Genomic DNA, 18,147 nt, shown 5'->3' with positions numbered 1-18,147 from the left:
CTTAAGGGGGGCGCTCCAACTTGGGCGTGGCATTTACTATCAAGGAATTAATATGCTGTTAAAATTATATACTTTTGTATGATTATTAGAACGGGAAAAAGCTATTGAGCATAACCACCAGGAACCAAGATTATTACATTTTCTGGTATGCTATTTTAGTGAAACTTTGATTTCTTTTAACATCACAGTTGATATAAAATGCGACATCCTGCCGGGTATACAAAACAGTCTTATGGTTAAATTAGCTGTTTTCATTATAGTTGGTGACGGCATGCTCTTAGCAGCCATGTTGGTTTCTTATCTTTTCAAAAAGGGTATAATTTCCTATTATTTGTAAAATGACGTAAATAAGATAGAATTTTATCAATTTTTGCGTTAGAATTGAAGAAATATTGAGAATGGATGCAGAAAAGGAATGTAGAGAAATGATCTATTATATCAATCTATTTAAAATCCTTTTTTCCATGAATGACCATTTATTCCGTATTCGTAGGGCGGAAAAAATACATAATCTATGGAAAGTCAGCGGATTACTAGTTTTACTCAGTGTAATTATGTATGCGTGGATGGCTTATCTTGGTCTAGGTTCAGATATCTTATCGGGCTATGCTACATCACTGAGCCCGGCAGAATATGAAATCAGTAAACTGGAATTTATAATGGGACGCGTAGGATTTGCGGTAATCTTAGCTGTTATGATCTTGTTTATTCCTACATTGCTTTTCTATTTGCTGACAGAGATACCTTATCATAAACTCATAATCATGCAGCAAGTGGTACTTCTTGTAATGCTTATCGAACGTCTCACCTGGATATTGCTGATGCTTATCAGTGGATTGGACTGGTATGTTTCACCAATGTCATTTGGAATCATTACATCTTATTTTACGGAGACGCCGTGGATGATTTACTTTTTTGGGGCACTATCACTTTTCCAATTATGGATTATCGGCTTCCAGGTTAAATATCTCAGTACGATGTCAACCGTGAAGAAACGCTGGTTATGGGTAAGTGTTATCGTTTTACATATTATATATTGGTGCTTGGCGGCGTTATTCGCCTATGCTGATACGTTCATCGTAAGTGGGTGGTTCGGATGATGAGAAGAAGAATAATTCTAACCTTAGCTATTCTTTTTGTGGGAATCAATGTTATATTGGTTTACTTGGATGAGGAAGGAAAAGTGGAGCAAAAGGCATATATTAGCGAATGGTCGCAAGCCTTTGAAACAGACTTAGAAAACCAGCTGTACAAGTCTGGTGTGTTGGTATCTACGGATGAGGAACAGCTTTATTTTGATGAGAGCCTTGGCAGCTTTCAGCAATTCTTCGTGGAAGAAGGGAGTCAGGTAAGTCCTGGTGATCCATTATATGCCTATCAGGTTGATAACTTTCAACAGGCGGAGTCTGATCTGATGCAAGAAGTTGAGACACTTAATGGAGAAATAGCAGCAATTGAGGCGGCAATGACGCGGATGGAAATGTATCAGGTCCCTGAGGAATCACCATCACCATCAACATCCGCACCACCATCGCTTCCTCCAACGCCCCCGTCTGTCGGGTCTATGCCAGGTTCATTTAGTTCGGACGAGCCTGTTTCTTCAGAGGAAATCACGATTGTCCTTGAACAGGAAGAACCGGCGGATGCAGAATTGATAAAAGAACAATATATTATTGAAAAGGAAAAAGAACTTGCCCAAAAAACCGCTCAATTAGAAGGGGCACAGTCCAGATTGGATGCGCTCCACTCAACAGGGGATACCATTACATACGAAAGTCCATATGAAGGCAGGGTGAAATCAGTCTCTGACTCACTTGATAACCCGCTCATTACGATTGAAAACATCCAGCTCCAGGCAGAGGGTGAATTGAATGAAGCGGAAAGAACTGAAGTAGCGGAGGGGATGCCGGTCAAAGTCAGGCTTGATAAAACAGATGCCTTAATCGAAGGGGAAATCGGTAGTGTGAGCGAGTCGCCAAAGACTGTGCAAATTGAAGGTGAGAGTGTCTATCCGTTTGAAGTGACTTTTCGTGAAGAAGCGGATGTGGAAGATTTGTTACCTGGGTACCATGCGAATTTAGCAATCACATTGGAAGCCTCAGAGAATGCTACTGCTCTTTATGAAGAGCTTGTGTTCAATGGATTTGTCTGGAAGCTGACAGACGAAGGGAAATTACTGCGGCAGGCTGTTGATACCGGTATTTATACCGATAATATGTATGAGATAACAAACGGGGCAGCTGTCGGTGAATGGGTGGCACAGGATCCATCGGGGCAATTCCGTGATGACGCAACCTTTATTACGCCATTGCAGTTAAGAGAAGTTCCCTGGAAATATGTATTTAATGGGGAGCACTGGGGAAAAAATATTGTGATCGGTCTTTTGTCCAGATAAGAGAGCGTGCATGAAAGCACCCTCTCTGACTTAGATATTTGCAGCACGTTGTTTTTCGACATTTTGCGCAATCTGTTTTCTGTGATATAACACATTTACGATGGCACCGACCATTAAGATTAAGCCGGTAAGGAAGAACCAGATCATTAATATGATGATACCACCAATACTTCCATAAGTTGCTGAGTAATTACCAAAATTACTAATATAGAATGAGAATCCTAAGGAAGTTAACTGCCACAAAATACTAGCAACAAATGCTCCGGGTACAATATGTTTAAATGGAATTTTTTTATTTGGCGCAAACCGGTATAATAGGACAAGCAACGACGTCAAAACAATAATACTGATGGCCCAGCGTGCAATTTGCAGTAATATGCTCATTGAACCGGAGAGTCCCAGCATGGATTCGACAAAACCAAGGATGACATTTCCGAACATCGGTAAGGTAATTGCTACAACCAATGAAACAATCATACCGAGCGTCAGCCCCAATGCAAGCAAACGGACAAACAAGAAAGAACGCGTTTCTTCTACATCATAGGCTTCATTGGATGCTTTAATAAATGCATTGATGCCATTGGAAGCGGACCATAATGCACCGATGATACCGACTGTAAGCAGTCCGCCCCTTGGGGTTTCGATAAAGCTGACAATATTTTCTTCAAAAATGGAGGCAATCTCACCAGGCAGAATATTGCCGATAAAGCTTAAAGCCTGCTCCGGGTTTATATTAAAAAAAGGAATGATGGTAAATCCAACAATGAGTAGCGGGAACACTGCCAGAAGATAATAATAGCCTTGAGCAGCAGCTAATAATGGAACATTATCTTCCTGGAATTTTGTTATAAATTCTGACATGTAATTTTTAAGTTTCGACATATGCGCTCCTCCAATAGGTGATTATGTCTATTCTTTACCCCGGTTTATGAAGATTTAATCATTATCTGATTTGCTTTAGGCTTATTACGTTTTATTTACAGGCGCTGGTGGTATAATGCATTTAAAGGGAGGGTAACGTTAATGGGAGTAGTCTATTTAGGAATTTTACTATGCGCAATCGCATTCGCAGGGGTCACCATCTATATTTCCCTTGTATTAAAACGCGTAGCTGATACATTGCATTCACTTGGAAATACCCTGGGCGAAGTAGAAAAGGAACTTCAACATATTACTCCTCAACTACGAGAGACTGTTTATGAAACAGATAAGATTGTAGATGATATGGAGGAAAAATTGAAAGCAACCGACAGTCTTTTCGATACCCTTGAAAATGTCGGAACTTCTGTCAATTCTGTTAACCAATTGTATAAAAATAACTCGGACCAGCTTACTGGCGAGCAATTACAGAAAAAGTTAAAGCCGTTCATTAAAGGAATCAAATGGAGTGAAGGGGCATTTCAGGTTTATTCCAAATGGAAAGATAAGAGACAATCAGACAAAAATGAACTAATGGTACAGGATGAAAATGCTCAAATTGTACCGGTCGATGACGCAAAGAGAGGGGATAATCGATGACATTAACTGGAATAGGTGTACTTATTATCGGAGTAGCATTTCTAATATTGACTATTTTCATCGCGCATACACTTCAAAACCTTGCGGGTATACTTAAAGGAATCGAGAAAACAGTCGATAAGTTGCCAGACCAAATGGATGATGTAATGAGGGAAACAGGCAATATTATCAGTGAAAGCAATCATACATTAGCGGATGTAAATGATAAAATGCAACAATTAAGCCCACTGTTTTATATTGTGGGAGATGTTGGGAATGTCACGAGAAAATTCTCTTCTTCTCTGGTGGATGTGACAGAAACAATGAAACATAAGACGAATGACAGTAAAGAAGTCTCGAACAAGAATAATCTTGGGGGCGTATACGGATCATTCGCGCTAGGCTACTATTTGCTGCAAAAACGCAGAAAGATGAAAAAAGAAGGAGCGTCCGGAAATGGGCAAAACAGCAAATAGAAAAGGGAACCTTCCGGCAGCTGCAGTTGCCATAGGTGCTGCTGGACTTGGCTGGTTTCTGAAACGATCGATTTCGAAGCGGCAGCAACGGGAGGAACACCGACCAATCACGGAAAAAATCCGGCGTTTTGAACGGAAATTATATGAAGATGGACAAAAACGTGCAAATGAACTGGGTGACATCAAACAAGAGATTCATAAAAAAGTGAGTGAATAAAAATATCCTCCTGCCGGTAATATGACAGGAGGATATTTTTATAATAAGCCACGTCCAGCTCGGGGCGACTCCCTCGCCTGAGTTCTTACTTAAGCTATGCCTTAGGGTGTTCAAGGCTTCCTGAGCTTTTGTTTATTTAGAAGTAAAATCATTTCGTTTCTGAAAGAGCATATAGCCGAGTGTGAGTGCACCATATATTCCTTCCAGGTTTTTATAATGGGTCAGATCACTTGCATCCTGTGTCTTTGTTTCCATTTTCGTAACAGCATTGACCATGGATGTAGACAGATGATTTGTGGCTCTCCCTGCGTCTCCGACAATGTAGAAGAGTGGGCTTAATTCCTTCACCTGATTATTGACCTGATAAAGTGTATCTACCCCAGCTCCAAGTGCCTCTTTTGTCTGTGATGTAATGTCATTTACGGTTTGCGGTAAGTCATCGGTTGTCTTCTGCAAATTACCAAATACACCGGACAGTTTATTCAGTGGTTTTATTAGAAGAAGAACCAATACGAGAAATGCAACCCCAATGACAAGAACGCCAATTCCTAACCAATCCATTTAACTAACTCCTCTCTCTTATAAATCATTTCTTTCATCATACCACTTTTTCGATATAAATAAACGTTCTAAGTATTGCCTCGGAGAGTCATAAACATGTACCTCGTCCCATAAAATAATGAAAGCAAAGATAACAAGGGGCGAATGTATATGAAACGTGCGGGCAAATATGCATTATGGGTGGCGGGTTGTTTACTCTTGGCATTTCTTATTCAATTCCCAATTCAACAAACTGCAGATACGACATGGCAAACATGGTCCTTACCGCTTTCCGGCAAAACAATTGTAATTGATCCTGGGCATGGTGGTCCGGATGGTGGAGCGGTTGGAGCTGATGAGACAGTTGAAAAAGAAATTTCCCTGGAGGTAGCGAAAAAACTGCAAAGCTACCTGCAGCAATCTGGTGCGCTTGTCTATTTAACCAGGGAAGAGGACAAAGATCTTGCGGATGAAAATACCAGTGGCCTTTCTCGAAGAAAAGCGGAAGATATCCGCAATCGGCTTGACTTTATCCATGAAAAGGAAGCGGATTTCTTTGTGACCGTTCATTTAAACGCCCTCCCATCAACCCGCTGGAGCGGTGCACAGACATTCTATCACCCGAAATATGACGAAAGCAGACATCTGGCTACCATGATTCAATCCGAGATTATCCGTAATTTAGAAAATACAAACCGCGCACCCTTAGCAATTAATGGCATGTATTTGCTGAAAAATGCCGAGGTACCCGGGGCACTTGTGGAAATTGGATTTTTATCGAACGAAAAAGAGCGGGAATTGTTGAAGCAGGATGATTACCAACAGAAAATGGCTGCAAGCATCTATGAAGGCATTTTGCGATATTCCACAGAAGAACCTGAAGCAGACGAAGAATGAAAACGCATCCCATCCCAATTCAAATCACTTAGATTCTTTGTGATTTGTGTTATACTAAAGTTGGGTATTATAAGCTAGAGAAAAGGGATGGTGACAATATGCTAACAAAAGAAGAAGTTATCCAACTGCTAAATTCGGTAAACGATCCGTTTTTACATAGAACCTTTGAAGAACTCGACGCTGTTAAAGGTGTAACGATAAAAGAAGATAAAAAGCATGTCAGTGTAAAAATAGGAATTGCAAAAACAAATACTGCTGAACAGATGCAGCTCCAGCAGGAAATTGTAGGCATTCTGAAGAAAAATGGTGCAACCACAGTTGGCCTGCGCTTTGAACAATTACCTGAGGATGTGATTCAAAAATATCAACCGGAAGTTGAGGAGGATAAAGAAGCATCCCTGATGGGTGGAAGCAAGGGCACTAAATTCGTCACTGTTGCAAGTGGGAAAGGTGGTGTCGGTAAATCAACCGTTACCGTAAACTTGGCTATTTCCCTGATGCGTCTCGGAAAAAAGGTTGGGATTATCGATGCCGATATCTACGGATTCAGTGTCCCTGATATGATGGGAATAGAGAACCGGCCTGTTGTCCGCGGCAAAAAAATCATTCCAGTGGAACGTTTTGGTGTAAAAGTGGTCTCCATGGGATTCTTTGTGGAAGATAATTCACCAATCATTTGGCGCGGCCCAATGCTTGGGAAAATGCTGAACAGCTTCTTCTCTGAAGTGGAGTGGGGAGATCTCGACTATCTGCTGCTTGACCTGCCACCAGGTACAGGTGATATTGCGATGGACGTGCATGAACTCCTTCCGACAAGTAAGGAAGTTATTGTGACAACACCACATCCGACTGCAGCATTTGTAGCGGCTCGTGCCGGTCAGATGGCAATGAAAACAGAGCATGAAATTCTAGGCGTTGTGGAGAACATGGCCTACTTCGAAAGTGAAAACACAGGAAAGAAAGAGTATGTTTTTGGAAGAGGCGGTGGAGAAAAGCTGGCAGAAGCATTGCAAACAAAAGTGCTTGGCCAATTACCACTTCAACAGCCTTATGAGAATGAAGATGAGTTCGCACCATCAATTTATCAGGAAGATCATCCAATCGGAAAAGAATACCATAAGATTGCTTCCAAAATCGTTGCAAATATGGATGAAGAATAAATAAAAGAGGGCCTGAGGGTGCCCTCTTTTTGTTGGAAATAAGCGGGATAATCAGGTTGTGAGGACAGAAAAGCCGGGTTAACGAACGATGCAGGTGCAGGCGTGTCAATCAACCAGGTCATTAAATTCTGGTTATTGGCCACCGCCACCTCCGCCGTTTCCGCCGCCGGAACCTCCACCAGAGCCTCCACCGGAACCTCCTCCGCCATTACCGCCTTGAGAACCTTGGCCGCCACCTTCCTGGCCCTTACTCTGTTCTTCGGCAGCTTTTAGGAGTATCTCCTGTATTTTAGCCTGGAATGTTGGTGTTTCCAGTGTTTGCTGGATGGTTTCTTCCAGATGGGAGCGGAATTGCTGACTTTGTAAAACAGTCAGCAGTTGCTCGGTCATTTTTGGATCCTGCAGTAATTCAAGCATTTGCTTCTGATATTCGGAATCGTTCATTAAGCTTTTTAACAGCTTCTGTTGTTCTTCCTGCATCGATTTGGCATATCCCTCTACAAATTTGGGGTCTTCAAATAAAGTGGACCACATTTCTTTTCCTTTGTCGGAAACGAGGGTTTCATTGATGGACTGTTTGACAACATCCGAACCGATAACAAGTTCCTGCTTCAATTTTTCATCCGCCATTATTTCCTGAAGTGCTTTTTTTCCATCTTCTGTCTGTAATATATCAACAACCATTTTTTTCGTTGTATCGTATTCTCCTTCATTGCTTGCAGCGCCTTCGCCATTACATGCACTTAATAAAATGAAGGACAATCCCAGAGCTATCATAAAAATTTTGCGCATCATTAGAAATTCTCCTTCCCTCATACCTTTAATATGAGTGACAAAATTATAAAGTATGCACGAATTTAAGGAAAAATGTGCGCTGTCATGGTAGAATACCTATGGAAGCAAGCCTGTAGATGATGGTAAAATAAAGCTTTACATATATAGTGGGAGGAAACAGGATTGAATAGTCGTAAATTAGTGAATTTCCTTTTTAAAACATTTATGCTCGGAGGACTGGTGGGACTTGTTACCAGCTTTTTTGTGAAGGCTGAGGAATATGCCTATTATTTGAATCCGTTTAATATTTGGGAATTGTTCGGATTACTCGTGTTCTTTTTAGGAATTGGATTTGTTTTTGCAGCTGTTAGTCAAACCGGATTTTTTGCCTATTTATTTCTTAATCGATTAGGGTTAGGTGTGTTTCGTATCTATTGGCCGGCGGTTCAAGTCGTATTAATCGCTTTTGTCATATTCGACTTAGTATATTTCCCATATCGAGCAACCGATGGAATCTCCATCTTTTGGTATATACTGATGGCCGCTGCTATGCTGGGATACAGTTGGTACATTGCCAAAATTAAAGCAAAAGAAACGAAAAGAATGGCATTTGTCCCTGCACTGTTCTTTATGGTTGTGATGACTACCGTGGAATGGATTCCCGGCATGCAAGTGGAGGGAATTGATTATGCAATATTAATGATTTTCCCACTGCTGGCATGTAATACGTACCAATTGCTGATGCTGCACCGCCTGCAGGGCAAAGAAACAGATCAGGCAAAGCATAACACGAAGCAAAAGAATAACCCGGCTAAAAACACAAAGCCGGGTAAAGCTTGAATTTATAGGAACCCTGAGAATGGCTGTTTTAAGCTGTTTGTCAGGGTTTTTATTATTTCAGGGGGGACACATTTTTATTTAACATCATCATTCCACTAATTCGGGGTCTGCCTGTGCTTGATTGATCAATTCCGTCATTGGGACAAACTGAAATTCCTTATTTTTTAAACCGGGTAAGATTGTCTTTAAGGCTTCAGCTGTCTGTTTTACTGCGTCTGAGGCATGTAGCAAGACAATGTCACCATTTGTCGTTTCCTGCATTACTGTGTCGACAATCGCATCAGTCCCCGGGTTTTTCCAATCACTTGGGTTTACATTCCAGTGAATCACCTGGAAATTCATCTCTTCAGCCAATTCAATGATTTCTTTGTTAAAATGTCCACTTGGTGTTCGCAACAGATTGACATCCTCAAATCCGAGTTTTTCAAAAACTTCCCGTGCCTGCACTAAATCCTTCCTTACCTGATCAGTCTCCTGTTCGAGATAACTCTTATAACGATATCCCAACATGCCAACCTCATGCTCGTCTTCCGCAATTTGTTCGATGATATCCGGATGACGCTCCGCCCATTCGCCACTGACAAAGAAAGTAGCTTGTACCTGTTGCTGTTTAAGCTGTTCCAAAATATCAAACACCTTTTCCTCTCCCCAGCTGATATTGAATGTCAAAGCGATGTTTGGTTCATCGGCATTTCCTTTGGATAAAGCGGCAGGTTCATCTCCTGAAAATACGGAGAATGTGCCATCGCGTTCAAACCAGACAAATGTTGCTGTGAACAATGCAAATAATACAACGACGAGCCAGCGTTTCCACCTACTGAATTTTAACGTATAAAAATGCTGCATCATTATCCTCCTTATATCTTGTCCTTCTTATCTAATGTATATGAATGAAAAGCAGAATAAGAACAAGCTATCTCTTAGTACAGAAAATATGGGGAATAAAAAAATTGTAGAAAAAAGGATGAAAAACCCGAAAATCGGGGTATATTAAAAAAGGACCCGGAAAAAGTTTTTAAGTTCTTTTGCGTATAGATGTGTATTTTGAATAAAATTGTATAAAATAAGAGATTAACCGACGGAATTCTACATTTTTCACGAATACATATAGGTAGTACCAAATGAAAAAGAGCTTAATAAACTGAAATAGGGTGAAATTGAACGCAGCTGATGCTGTATAAAAAGGGAGTTCAATTCTGCTAAGCAAAATTATATGACTCGTTGCAGAAGGTTAGAGGTGAATAAAATGTTGGGATTATTGATTAACGAAATGGAACAGAAAGAAATTGAGTATCTGTTGAAGCGGGAATTGGAAGAGTTGCTTATGGACCTTGAAGATCACAGAATTGATCATATGGTTAAACGGGCAATGAGAGAGAGATATCAAGTTTTATTTCAATTATTCCGCAGGGTAGCAAGCGAGCAGGAATGTATTAAATACATGCCAAAGCGAAGCGAAAATCAATAAGAGAAGAGATGAATTAACTCCGTGTGCCAGCAGTCATCCGGGGTTAATTTACCTTTAGAAAAAGGACGTGAAAGTAAGCTTCTTTTTTATTTTTGCTTTTTTAACGATAAATTTTAGTTTTTCTATTGACCTTGTTTTATAAACATGCTATATTTATTTCTGTTGTCATTTCGACACGGTTTTTATTTCAAGCGAAAAAAATCATTTAATAAAACCTATTGACAACTAAGTCGAGACATGATAAATTATATCTTGTCGCAAAAAACGACAAGAGCAAAATTGATCTTTGAAAACTGAACAAAACAACCAGTATGTCAAGAAGAACATAACCTGTTTTTCTTAAAACAAATCAGAAGTTAACGCTTCTGAGAAAAGCTAAGTATATAAGATTGATTGGTGTTAATCTTATTTCAAACTTTTTTGGAGAGTTTGATCTTGGCTCAGGACGAACGCTGGCGGCGTGCCTAATACATGCAAGTCGAGCGCGGGAAGCAAGCAATCACCCTTCGGGGTGTGCGCTTGTGGAACGAGCGGCGGACGGGTGAGTAACACGTGGGCAACCTACCTGTAAGACTGGGATAACTCGCGGAAACGCGAGCTAATACCGGATAACACTTTTACTCTCATGAGTGGAAGTTGAAAGGCGGCATTTATGCTGTCATTTACAGATGGGCCCGCGGCGCATTAGCTAGTTGGTGAGATAATGGCTCACCAAGGCGACGATGCGTAGCCGACCTGAGAGGGTGATCGGCCACACTGGGACTGAGACACGGCCCAGACTCCTACGGGAGGCAGCAGTAGGGAATCATCCGCAATGGACGAAAGTCTGACGGTGCAACGCCGCGTGAGTGATGAAGGTTTTCGGATCGTAAAACTCTGTTATTAGGGAAGAACAAGTGCCGTTCAAATAGGGCGGCACCTTGACGGTACCTAACCAGAAAGCCCCGGCTAACTACGTGCCAGCAGCCGCGGTAATACGTAGGGGGCAAGCGTTGTCCGGAATTATTGGGCGTAAAGCGCGCGCAGGCGGTCTTTTAAGTCTGATGTGAAAGCCCACGGCTTAACCGTGGAGGGTCATTGGAAACTGGAGGACTTGAGTACAGAAGAGGAGAGTGGAATTCCACGTGTAGCGGTGAAATGCGTAGAGATGTGGAGGAACACCAGTGGCGAAGGCGACTCTCTGGTCTGTAACTGACGCTGAGGTGCGAAAGCGTGGGGAGCGAACAGGATTAGATACCCTGGTAGTCCACGCCGTAAACGATGAGTGCTAGGTGTTAGGGGGTTTCCGCCCCTTAGTGCTGAAGTTAACGCATTAAGCACTCCGCCTGGGGAGTACGGCCGCAAGGCTGAAACTCAAAAGAATTGACGGGGGCCCGCACAAGCGGTGGAGCATGTGGTTTAATTCGAAGCAACGCGAAGAACCTTACCAGGTCTTGACATCCTCTGCTATCGGTAGAGATACCGAGTTCCCTTCGGGGACAGAGTGACAGGTGGTGCATGGTTGTCGTCAGCTCGTGTCGTGAGATGTTGGGTTAAGTCCCGCAACGAGCGCAACCCTTGAGATTAGTTGCCAGCATTTAGTTGGGCACTCTAATCTGACTGCCGGTGACAAACCGGAGGAAGGTGGGGATGACGTCAAATCATCATGCCCCTTATGACCTGGGCTACACACGTGCTACAATGGATGGAACAAAGGGCAGCGAAACCGCAAGGTCAAGCAAATCCCATAAAACCATTCTCAGTTCGGATTGCAGGCTGCAACTCGCCTGCATGAAGCCGGAATCGCTAGTAATCGCGGATCAGCATGCCGCGGTGAATACGTTCCCGGGCCTTGTACACACCGCCCGTCACACCACGAGAGTTGGTAACACCCGAAGTCGGTGAGGTAACCTTTTGGAGCCAGCCGCCGAAGGTGGGACCAATGATTGGGGTGAAGTCGTAACAAGGTAGCCGTATCGGAAGGTGCGGCTGGATCACCTCCTTTCTAAGGATATATTACGGAAACATACTCGGTTGTTTGGTTCAGTTTTGAGAGATTAATTTTTCTTACACAATATGACATAATAATAGATGGGCCTGTAGCTCAGCTGGTTAGAGCGCACGCCTGATAAGCGTGAGGTCGGTGGTTCGAGTCCACTCAGGCCCACCATCTATTTAAATTACACGGGGCCTTAGCTCAGCTGGGAGAGCGCCTGCCTTGCACGCAGGAGGTCAGCGGTTCGATCCCGCTAGGCTCCATTTTTGTACCTTGAAAACTAAATAAGAGTAACAACGACATCAATTTTTTTGAAATAAAGCGAAGGCGAATTTAAATTCGTACGCTTATTCACAGTAACGCTAGTTAAGTGAATAAGGGCGCACGGTGGATGCCTTGGCACTAGGAGCCGATGAAGGACGGGACTAACACCGATATGTCTCGGGGAGTTGTAAGTAAACTACGATCCGAGAATTTCCGAATGGGGAAACCCACTGTTCGTAATGGAACAGGACTTGTGTCTGAATACATAGGGCACAGGAGGCAGACCCGGGGAACTGAAACATCTCAGTACCCGGAGGAAGAGAAAGCAAACGCGATTTCCCAAGTAGCGGCGAGCGAAACGGAATCAGCCCAAACCAGAAAGCTTGCTTTCTGGGGTTGTAGGACACTCCACCAGGAGTTACAAAGAAATTCCTTAGACGAATGATCTGGAACGATCAGCCATAGCGGGTAAGAGCCCTGTAGTCGAAAGGGAATTTCCTCCGGAGTGGATCCTGAGTACGGCGGAACACGAGGAATTCCGTCGGAATCCGGGAGGACCATCTCCCAAGGCTAAATACTCCCTAGTGACCGATAGTGAACCAGTACCGTGAGGGAAAGGTGAAAAGCACCCCGGGAGGGGAGTGAAAGAGAACCTGAAACCGTGCGCTTACAAGTAGTCGAAGCCCGTTAATGGGTGACGGCGTACCTTTTGTAGAATGGACCGGCGAGTTACGATCGTATGCAAGGTTAAGTGGAAGACACGGAGCCGCAGCGAAAGCGAGTCTGAACAGGGCGAATGCAGTATGCGGTCGTAGACCCGAAACCGTGTGATCTACCCATGTCCAGGGTGAAGGTCAGGTAACACTGACTGGAGGCCCGAACCCACGTATGTTGAAAAATGCGGGGATGAGGTGTGGGTAGGGGTGAAATGCCAATCGAACACGGAGATAGCTGGTTCTCTCCGAAATAGCTTTAGGGCTAGCCTCAAGGAGATAGAGTACTGGAGGTAGAGCACTGATTGGACGAGGGGCCCTCACCGGGTTACCGAATTCAGTCAAACTCCGAATGCCAGCTACTTTACCTTGGGAGTCAGACTATGGGTGATAAGGTTCATAGTCGAGAGGGAAACAGCCCAGACCGCCAGCTAAGGTCCCAAAGTATACGTTAAGTGGAAAAGGATGTGGAGTTGCCCAGACAACCAGGATGTTGGCTTAGAAGCAGCCATCATTTAAAGAGTGCGTAATAGCTCACTGGTCGAGTGACTCTGCGCCGAAAATGTACCGGGGCTAAACGTATCACCGAAGCTGCGGATTGTTCTTTGAACAATGGTAGGAGAGCGTTCCAGGTGCCGTGAAGTCAGACCGTGAGGACTGGTGGAGCGCCTGGAAGTGAGAATGCCGGTATGAGTAGCGAAAAAAGAGTGAGAATCTCTTTCACCGAATGCCTAAGGTTTCCTGAGGAAGGCTCGTCCTCTCAGGGTTAGTCGGGACCTAAGCCGAGGCCGAAAGGCGTAGGCGATGGACAACAGGCAGATATTCCTGTACCACCTCATGATTGTTTGAACGATGGGGGGACGCAGTAGGATAAGGAATGCGCACCGATGGATGTGTGCGCCCAAGCAGTGAGAAAGTTGGATAGGCAAATCCGTCCAACAATTTCAAGCTGTGATGGGGAGGGAAATTTAGTACCGAAGTTCCTGATTTCACACTGCCAAGAAAAGCCTCTAGTTAGATCATAGGTGCCCGTACCGCAAACCGACACAGGTAGGCGAGGAGAGAATCCTAAGGTGAGCGGGAGAACTCTCGTTAAGGAACTCGGCAAAATGACCCCGTAACTTCGGGAGAAGGGGTGCTCACTTGTGAGTGAGCCGCAGTGAATAGGCCCAAGCGACTGTTTAGCAAAAACACAGGTCTCTGCGAAGCCGAAAGGCGAAGTATAGGGGCTGACACCTGCCCGGTGCTGGAAGGTTAAGGGGAAGCGTTAGCACTTACGTGCGAAGCGTAGAACCGAAGCCCCAGTAAACGGCGGCCGTAACTATAACGGTCCTAAGGTAGCGAAATTCCTTGTCGGGTAAGTTCCGACCCGCACGAAAGGTGCAACGACTTGGGCACTGTCTCAACGAGAGACCCGGTGAAATTATACGATGTGTGAAGATGCACATTACCCGCGACAGGACGGAAAGACCCCGTGGAGCTTTACTGTAGCCTGATATTGAATGTTTGTGCAGCTTGTACAGGATAGGTGGGAGCCTGAGAAGCGTGAGCGCTAGCTTACGTGGAGGCACCCGTGGGATACCACCCTGGCTGTATGAACTTTCTAACCCAGGACCGTGAACCGGTTCGGAGACAGTTTCAGGCGGGCAGTTTGACTGGGGCGGTCGCCTCCCAAAAGGTAACGGAGGCGCCCAAAGGTTCCCTCAGAATGGTTGGAAATCATTCGCAGAGTGCAAAGGCAGAAGGGAGCTTGACTGCGAGACCTACAAGTCGAGCAGGGACGAAAGTCGGGCTTAGTGATCCGGTGGTTCCGCATGGAAGGGCCATCGCTCAACGGATAAAAGCTACCCCGGGGATAACAGGCTTATCTCCCCCAAGAGTTCACATCGACGGGGAGGTTTGGCACCTCGATGTCGGCTCATCGCATCCTGGGGCTGTAGTCGGTCCCAAGGGTTGGGCTGTTCGCCCATTAAAGCGGTACGCGAGCTGGGTTCAGAACGTCGTGAGACAGTTCGGTCCCTATCCGTCGTGGGCGTTGGAAGTTTGAGAGGAGCTGTCCTTAGTACGAGAGGACCGGGATGGACACACCGCTGGTGTACCAGTTGTTCCGCCAGGAGCATGGCTGGGTAGCTACGTGTGGCAAGGATAAGTGCTGAAAGCATCTAAGCATGAAGCCCCCCTCAAGATGAGACTTCCCATCACTTCGAGTGAGTAAGATCCCTCAGAGACGATGAGGTTGATAGGTTCGAGGTGGAAGCATGGTGACATGTGCAGCTGACGAATACTAATCGATCGAGGACTTAACTAACTTCTTTACGATGTCCGTTGTTTTAACTCTTATTTAGTTTTCAGGGTATGAAAAATTATACCGCTAAAAGGTTGTCTGGTAGCAATAGCGGAGAGGTCACACCTGTTCCCATGCCGAACACAGAAGTTAAGCTCTCCAGCGCCGATGGTAGTTGGGACATTGTCCCTGCAAGAGTAGGACGCCGCCAGGCTGCTTTTTTATATACTTTAAAAATGTATATAAAAATGGTATAATACATACACTATTAGTAATAAATGAAATACTTAAGAAAATTATTCCACAGTAGCTCAGTGGTAGAGCTATCGGCTGTTAACCGATCGGTCGCAGGTTCGAATCCTGCCTGTGGAGCCATTTCTATGCTTCCATAGCTCAGCAGGTAGAGCACTTCCATGGTAAGGAAGGGGTCGTCCGTTCGAGTCGGATTGGAAGCTCTCAGTTAACGCTTGTCCTGTAAGGGATTGAGCGTTTTTTGTTTTTATCTTCATTATATTACTTTATCTCCATACTTTTCATTTCTTCTGCTGCCAGCGGCTTAGCATAAGCTATAATCGGATATTTTTGTATTTATATACCAGTTTGGGTGATTATGGAAAATTTAATTTAACTTATATGAGTGAATTATGAACCTGAATTATGAAATTCACTCGACTAGGATAAAAAAAGAGGGTTTTGGACCATAAGGATTATTCGACTGTGTCGAGTACACTTGGTGAAATTAGAGCATATGGATATTTGCTTGAAGCAGGTATAACAGCTATTTCAGAAAGGAATGAGAAGCCTACCCCAGAATTTAATATGGAACTAGATGGAGGAACAAATATAGTAGAAGTACATTCTAAATAAATGAATGGAACTGAATCACAAACAATGGAAAATTATTATGAGACACTGTTTAATCAATTAGTTGCTGGTTTGAAAACACATATAAATATTCCTTTTGGCAGACCTAAGGGAGATGAATCTATAACGGAGGAATCTATAAGTAAACTGTGTGGAATTAAAGCTACAGAACATCGATTTGATTCGGATGTAATTTCTATTATGTGGTTAGATTATCAAGATGAGATTTGGGATGCGGTTTTTAATGAATCAAATGTTTATCCCCTAAATTCTTTTAGAGGTAGCGTAAGATCAACGCAATTGAGAACAACCCTTCTACAGACATGGTAAAGTAATGTTCACATTCTCCCCCAAATGAAAAAGGACAATGCTTAAAGATCCTAAACACTACTTTCCACCCATTGTCACATTCCATCACAAAAAATAATAACTTAATAATATAAGTACATTACAAAGCGCCATAACAAAAGTGGGGAGAATGATGAGAAATAAAAAAGTCTTTGGGACCATTATCTTTATGCTCATATTACTTGGGATTGCGTTACTCCTAGGACTGTTACTTGGCTAGCGAAAGGTGAGAAGAGACTAGGCGCATATATCAGCCTGGTCTCTCTGATTGTCTACGCTTGCTTTTTAGTCGAACGAGCCGCGCTGATTCTCTGTGTTCGTTCGATTTGGAAAGGCATCGCTCGAACCTGGGTTCACATCATTTGTTTTCGTCTGAACCATCCCAGCAACAAGATAAACAGCGTAATCCCCACTAAAAACAGTCGCTCCGATAATCCAATACTTGCAAGAAAGACGAGTATGGGGGCTTCCTTTAACATCATACTCGTTGCTGTCCATGCAAGAAGTCCGGCACCGCCGTAAATGATGATTGTATATTTTTGCATTAGCTTCATCATAAACTGGCTCGCGGTGAGGATGATGGGGATGCTGAGCGTGATGCCAATCATGATAAGGAGTAAATCGTTATTCGCAACGGCTGCAAGTGCAAGCACATTATCCAAGCTCATGACTAAATCAGCAAGAATAATAATCATAACGGCGTCCTGCAGGGAGTTTCCGACCTTTATCTTTTTTTCTTCGTGCTTGTCCACCAATAGTTTATAGGAAACAAATAAAAGAAGGATCCCGCCAATAAATTGAATGAATGGCAAATGCAGGAGGTACACCATCAGAAACGTAAATAGAATTCGTAAAGCAATCGCACCGATCGTTCCCCAGCGAATTGCTTTCTTTTGTAAATTTTTCGGGAGGTTGCGGCTTGCCATTGCGATAACAACAGCGTTATCTCCGCTTAAGATTAAATTGATCACTAGAATTTTGAGCAAAATCTCGATCCATTCCAATTATTTTCTCCCCCCTGACCTTTGAAATGATACAGTTATCTCTCCGGGCAAAGGAAAACAAATCCATGTAGCAAAATAGCTGGGACAATACTGGATGATGAAATATGAACGGGCGACAATATAAAAACCGGGCAAGTCCACATCGGAATACGCCACGTCCTTGAGTATATTTTCATCTCGCATTTTCTTCCCTTATGAGAAACTTACTCCAACCACTATCCGACATGTATAGCTGAAAGTATATAGTGAGCTGTTGCTTTGTCATTCCTCCACCTCATTCTTATTTTTATGATGAAAGAAGCGGTGAAAGAACATTTTTTGAAATGTAGCAAAAACGAAAGCACAATGACCTCGATAATATTACTTAAATAACCCCTATACTATATTAGTGGCATCAAACACCATTTGAATTGGTAGGTGGTATTTGATAC

16 protein-coding genes, 4 tRNA genes and 3 rRNA genes are annotated in these 18,147 nt (G+C 43.5%); 18 read left to right on the top strand and 5 right to left on the bottom strand.

Annotated elements, in window-relative coordinates:
* Positions 1–398: 398 nt before the first annotated feature.
* Complete coding sequence (locus ACZ427_RS16595) at positions 399–1,100, top strand: hypothetical protein (protein ID WP_461180014.1); 702 nt, start codon at positions 399–401, stop codon at positions 1,098–1,100.
* Positions 1,097–2,395 (top strand): efflux RND transporter periplasmic adaptor subunit, encoded by a 1,299-nt coding sequence (locus ACZ427_RS16590; RefSeq protein ID WP_464883468.1) that lies wholly within the window; start codon positions 1,097–1,099, stop codon positions 2,393–2,395. Before ACZ427_RS16595 ends, ACZ427_RS16590 begins: the two co-directional genes overlap by 4 nt.
* Before the next feature lie 30 nt (positions 2,396–2,425).
* Here the strand turns inward: ACZ427_RS16590 and ACZ427_RS16585 are convergent, their stop codons facing one another.
* Positions 2,426–3,277 (bottom strand): YihY/virulence factor BrkB family protein, encoded by an 852-nt coding sequence (locus ACZ427_RS16585; RefSeq protein WP_461180016.1) that lies wholly within the window; start codon positions 3,275–3,277, stop codon positions 2,426–2,428.
* A 141-nt stretch (positions 3,278–3,418) separates the two neighbouring features.
* Between ACZ427_RS16585 and ACZ427_RS16580 the strand changes: the two genes are divergently transcribed.
* The 3 genes from ACZ427_RS16580 to ACZ427_RS16570 are packed head-to-tail and all read left to right on the top strand — an operon-like array spanning position 3,419 to position 4,585.
* A complete protein-coding gene (locus tag ACZ427_RS16580; RefSeq protein ID WP_461180017.1) occupies positions 3,419–3,913 on the top strand; it encodes a DUF948 domain-containing protein in 495 nt (164 codons plus the stop codon).
* The gene (locus tag ACZ427_RS16575; protein WP_461180018.1) at positions 3,910–4,368 is read left to right on the top strand and encodes a DUF948 domain-containing protein; all 459 of its coding nucleotides are present in this window, start codon (positions 3,910–3,912) and stop codon (positions 4,366–4,368) included. Before ACZ427_RS16580 ends, ACZ427_RS16575 begins: the two co-directional genes overlap by 4 nt.
* The gene (locus tag ACZ427_RS16570; protein WP_461180019.1) at positions 4,349–4,585 is read left to right on the top strand and encodes a hypothetical protein; all 237 of its coding nucleotides are present in this window, start codon (positions 4,349–4,351) and stop codon (positions 4,583–4,585) included. Before ACZ427_RS16575 ends, ACZ427_RS16570 begins: the two co-directional genes overlap by 20 nt.
* Positions 4,586–4,717: 132 nt before the next feature.
* Here the strand turns inward: ACZ427_RS16570 and ACZ427_RS16565 are convergent, their stop codons facing one another.
* Complete coding sequence (locus ACZ427_RS16565) at positions 4,718–5,146, bottom strand: DUF948 domain-containing protein (RefSeq protein ID WP_461180020.1); 429 nt, start codon at positions 5,144–5,146, stop codon at positions 4,718–4,720.
* A 150-nt stretch (positions 5,147–5,296) separates the two neighbouring features.
* Here ACZ427_RS16565 and cwlD point away from each other — a divergent pair, with 150 nt between their 5' ends.
* Positions 5,297–6,022, top strand: a complete 726-nt coding sequence (cwlD, locus tag ACZ427_RS16560; RefSeq protein WP_461180027.1) for an N-acetylmuramoyl-L-alanine amidase CwlD — start codon at positions 5,297–5,299, stop codon at positions 6,020–6,022.
* 98 nt (positions 6,023–6,120) lie between these two features.
* Positions 6,121–7,182, top strand: a complete 1,062-nt coding sequence (locus tag ACZ427_RS16555) for an Mrp/NBP35 family ATP-binding protein (RefSeq protein ID WP_461180021.1) — start codon at positions 6,121–6,123, stop codon at positions 7,180–7,182.
* A gap of 132 nt (positions 7,183–7,314) precedes the next feature.
* Here the strand turns inward: ACZ427_RS16555 and gerD are convergent, their stop codons facing one another.
* The gene (gene gerD, locus ACZ427_RS16550; RefSeq protein WP_461180022.1) at positions 7,315–7,977 is read right to left on the bottom strand and encodes a spore germination lipoprotein GerD; all 663 of its coding nucleotides are present in this window, start codon (positions 7,975–7,977) and stop codon (positions 7,315–7,317) included.
* 162 nt (positions 7,978–8,139) lie between these two features.
* On the opposite strand from gerD, the gene ACZ427_RS16545 reads away from it, so the two are divergent.
* Positions 8,140–8,796 carry a KinB-signaling pathway activation protein gene (locus tag ACZ427_RS16545; RefSeq protein WP_461180023.1) on the top strand — a complete coding sequence of 219 codons (657 nt, stop codon included), beginning with the start codon at positions 8,140–8,142 and terminating at the stop codon, positions 8,794–8,796.
* Positions 8,797–8,883: 87 nt separating this feature from the next.
* On the opposite strand, the gene pdaB is transcribed toward ACZ427_RS16545, so the two are convergent.
* Positions 8,884–9,642 carry a polysaccharide deacetylase family sporulation protein PdaB gene (pdaB, locus tag ACZ427_RS16540; protein WP_461180024.1) on the bottom strand — a complete coding sequence of 253 codons (759 nt, stop codon included), beginning with the start codon at positions 9,640–9,642 and terminating at the stop codon, positions 8,884–8,886.
* A 400-nt stretch (positions 9,643–10,042) separates the two neighbouring features.
* Here pdaB and ACZ427_RS16535 point away from each other — a divergent pair, with 400 nt between their 5' ends.
* From ACZ427_RS16535 to ACZ427_RS16490, 10 genes are all read left to right on the top strand, one after another.
* Positions 10,043–10,264: a hypothetical protein gene (locus tag ACZ427_RS16535; RefSeq protein ID WP_461180028.1), complete on the top strand. Its 222-nt coding sequence runs from the start codon at positions 10,043–10,045 to the stop codon at positions 10,262–10,264.
* Positions 10,265–10,681: 417 nt separating this feature from the next.
* A 16S ribosomal RNA gene (locus ACZ427_RS16530) occupies positions 10,682–12,248 on the top strand.
* Between the two features lie 88 nt (positions 12,249–12,336).
* Positions 12,337–12,413 (top strand) — tRNA-Ile (locus tag ACZ427_RS16525).
* Between the two features lie 16 nt (positions 12,414–12,429).
* Positions 12,430–12,502 (top strand) — tRNA-Ala (locus ACZ427_RS16520).
* A 101-nt stretch (positions 12,503–12,603) separates the two neighbouring features.
* A 23S ribosomal RNA gene (locus tag ACZ427_RS16515) occupies positions 12,604–15,524 on the top strand.
* Positions 15,525–15,598: 74 nt separating this feature from the next.
* A 5S ribosomal RNA gene (gene rrf, locus ACZ427_RS16510) occupies positions 15,599–15,714 on the top strand.
* Together the 16S, 23S and 5S rRNA genes with 4 tRNA genes alongside form the textbook arrangement of a ribosomal RNA operon.
* 86 nt (positions 15,715–15,800) lie before the next feature.
* Positions 15,801–15,875, top strand: a tRNA-Asn gene (locus ACZ427_RS16505).
* 7 nt (positions 15,876–15,882) lie between these two features.
* Positions 15,883–15,955: transfer RNA gene (locus ACZ427_RS16500), tRNA-Thr, on the top strand.
* A gap of 262 nt (positions 15,956–16,217) precedes the next feature.
* A complete protein-coding gene (locus ACZ427_RS16495) occupies positions 16,218–16,367 on the top strand; it encodes a hypothetical protein (RefSeq protein WP_461179105.1) in 150 nt (49 codons plus the stop codon).
* Positions 16,368–16,694 carry a hypothetical protein gene (locus ACZ427_RS16490; protein ID WP_461179106.1) on the top strand — a complete coding sequence of 109 codons (327 nt, stop codon included), beginning with the start codon at positions 16,368–16,370 and terminating at the stop codon, positions 16,692–16,694.
* 371 nt (positions 16,695–17,065) lie between these two features.
* Here ACZ427_RS16490 and ACZ427_RS16485 read toward each other — a convergent pair whose 3' ends face one another.
* Positions 17,066–17,716 (bottom strand): TerC family protein, encoded by a 651-nt coding sequence (locus ACZ427_RS16485; protein WP_461179107.1) that lies wholly within the window; start codon positions 17,714–17,716, stop codon positions 17,066–17,068.
* Positions 17,717–18,147 lie beyond the last annotated feature (431 nt).

The organism is Virgibacillus ainsalahensis, from assembly GCF_055380755.1.
This window is presented reverse-complemented; position numbering and strand designations above follow the sequence as displayed.

What these genes read in the sequence shown, in the direction of transcription:
- ACZ427_RS16595 (WP_461180014.1), top strand. Translation starts at nt 399, where the DNA reads ATGGATGCAGAAAAGGAATGTAGAGAAATGATCTATTATATCAATCTA.
- ACZ427_RS16590 (WP_464883468.1), top strand. Translation starts at nt 1,097, where the DNA reads ATGATGAGAAGAAGAATAATTCTAACCTTAGCTATTCTTTTTGTGGGA.
- ACZ427_RS16585 (WP_461180016.1), bottom strand. Translation starts at nt 3,277, where the DNA reads ATGTCGAAACTTAAAAATTACATGTCAGAATTTATAACAAAATTCCAG.
- ACZ427_RS16580 (WP_461180017.1), top strand. Translation starts at nt 3,419, where the DNA reads ATGGGAGTAGTCTATTTAGGAATTTTACTATGCGCAATCGCATTCGCA.
- ACZ427_RS16575 (WP_461180018.1), top strand. Translation starts at nt 3,910, where the DNA reads ATGACATTAACTGGAATAGGTGTACTTATTATCGGAGTAGCATTTCTA.
- ACZ427_RS16570 (WP_461180019.1), top strand. Translation starts at nt 4,349, where the DNA reads ATGGGCAAAACAGCAAATAGAAAAGGGAACCTTCCGGCAGCTGCAGTT.
- ACZ427_RS16565 (WP_461180020.1), bottom strand. Translation starts at nt 5,146, where the DNA reads ATGGATTGGTTAGGAATTGGCGTTCTTGTCATTGGGGTTGCATTTCTC.
- cwlD (WP_461180027.1), top strand. Translation starts at nt 5,297, where the DNA reads ATGAAACGTGCGGGCAAATATGCATTATGGGTGGCGGGTTGTTTACTC.
- ACZ427_RS16555 (WP_461180021.1), top strand. Translation starts at nt 6,121, where the DNA reads ATGCTAACAAAAGAAGAAGTTATCCAACTGCTAAATTCGGTAAACGAT.
- gerD (WP_461180022.1), bottom strand. Translation starts at nt 7,977, where the DNA reads ATGATGCGCAAAATTTTTATGATAGCTCTGGGATTGTCCTTCATTTTA.
- pdaB (WP_461180024.1), bottom strand. Translation starts at nt 9,642, where the DNA reads ATGCAGCATTTTTATACGTTAAAATTCAGTAGGTGGAAACGCTGGCTC.
- ACZ427_RS16535 (WP_461180028.1), top strand. Translation starts at nt 10,043, where the DNA reads ATGTTGGGATTATTGATTAACGAAATGGAACAGAAAGAAATTGAGTAT.
- ACZ427_RS16490 (WP_461179106.1), top strand. Translation starts at nt 16,368, where the DNA reads ATGAATGGAACTGAATCACAAACAATGGAAAATTATTATGAGACACTG.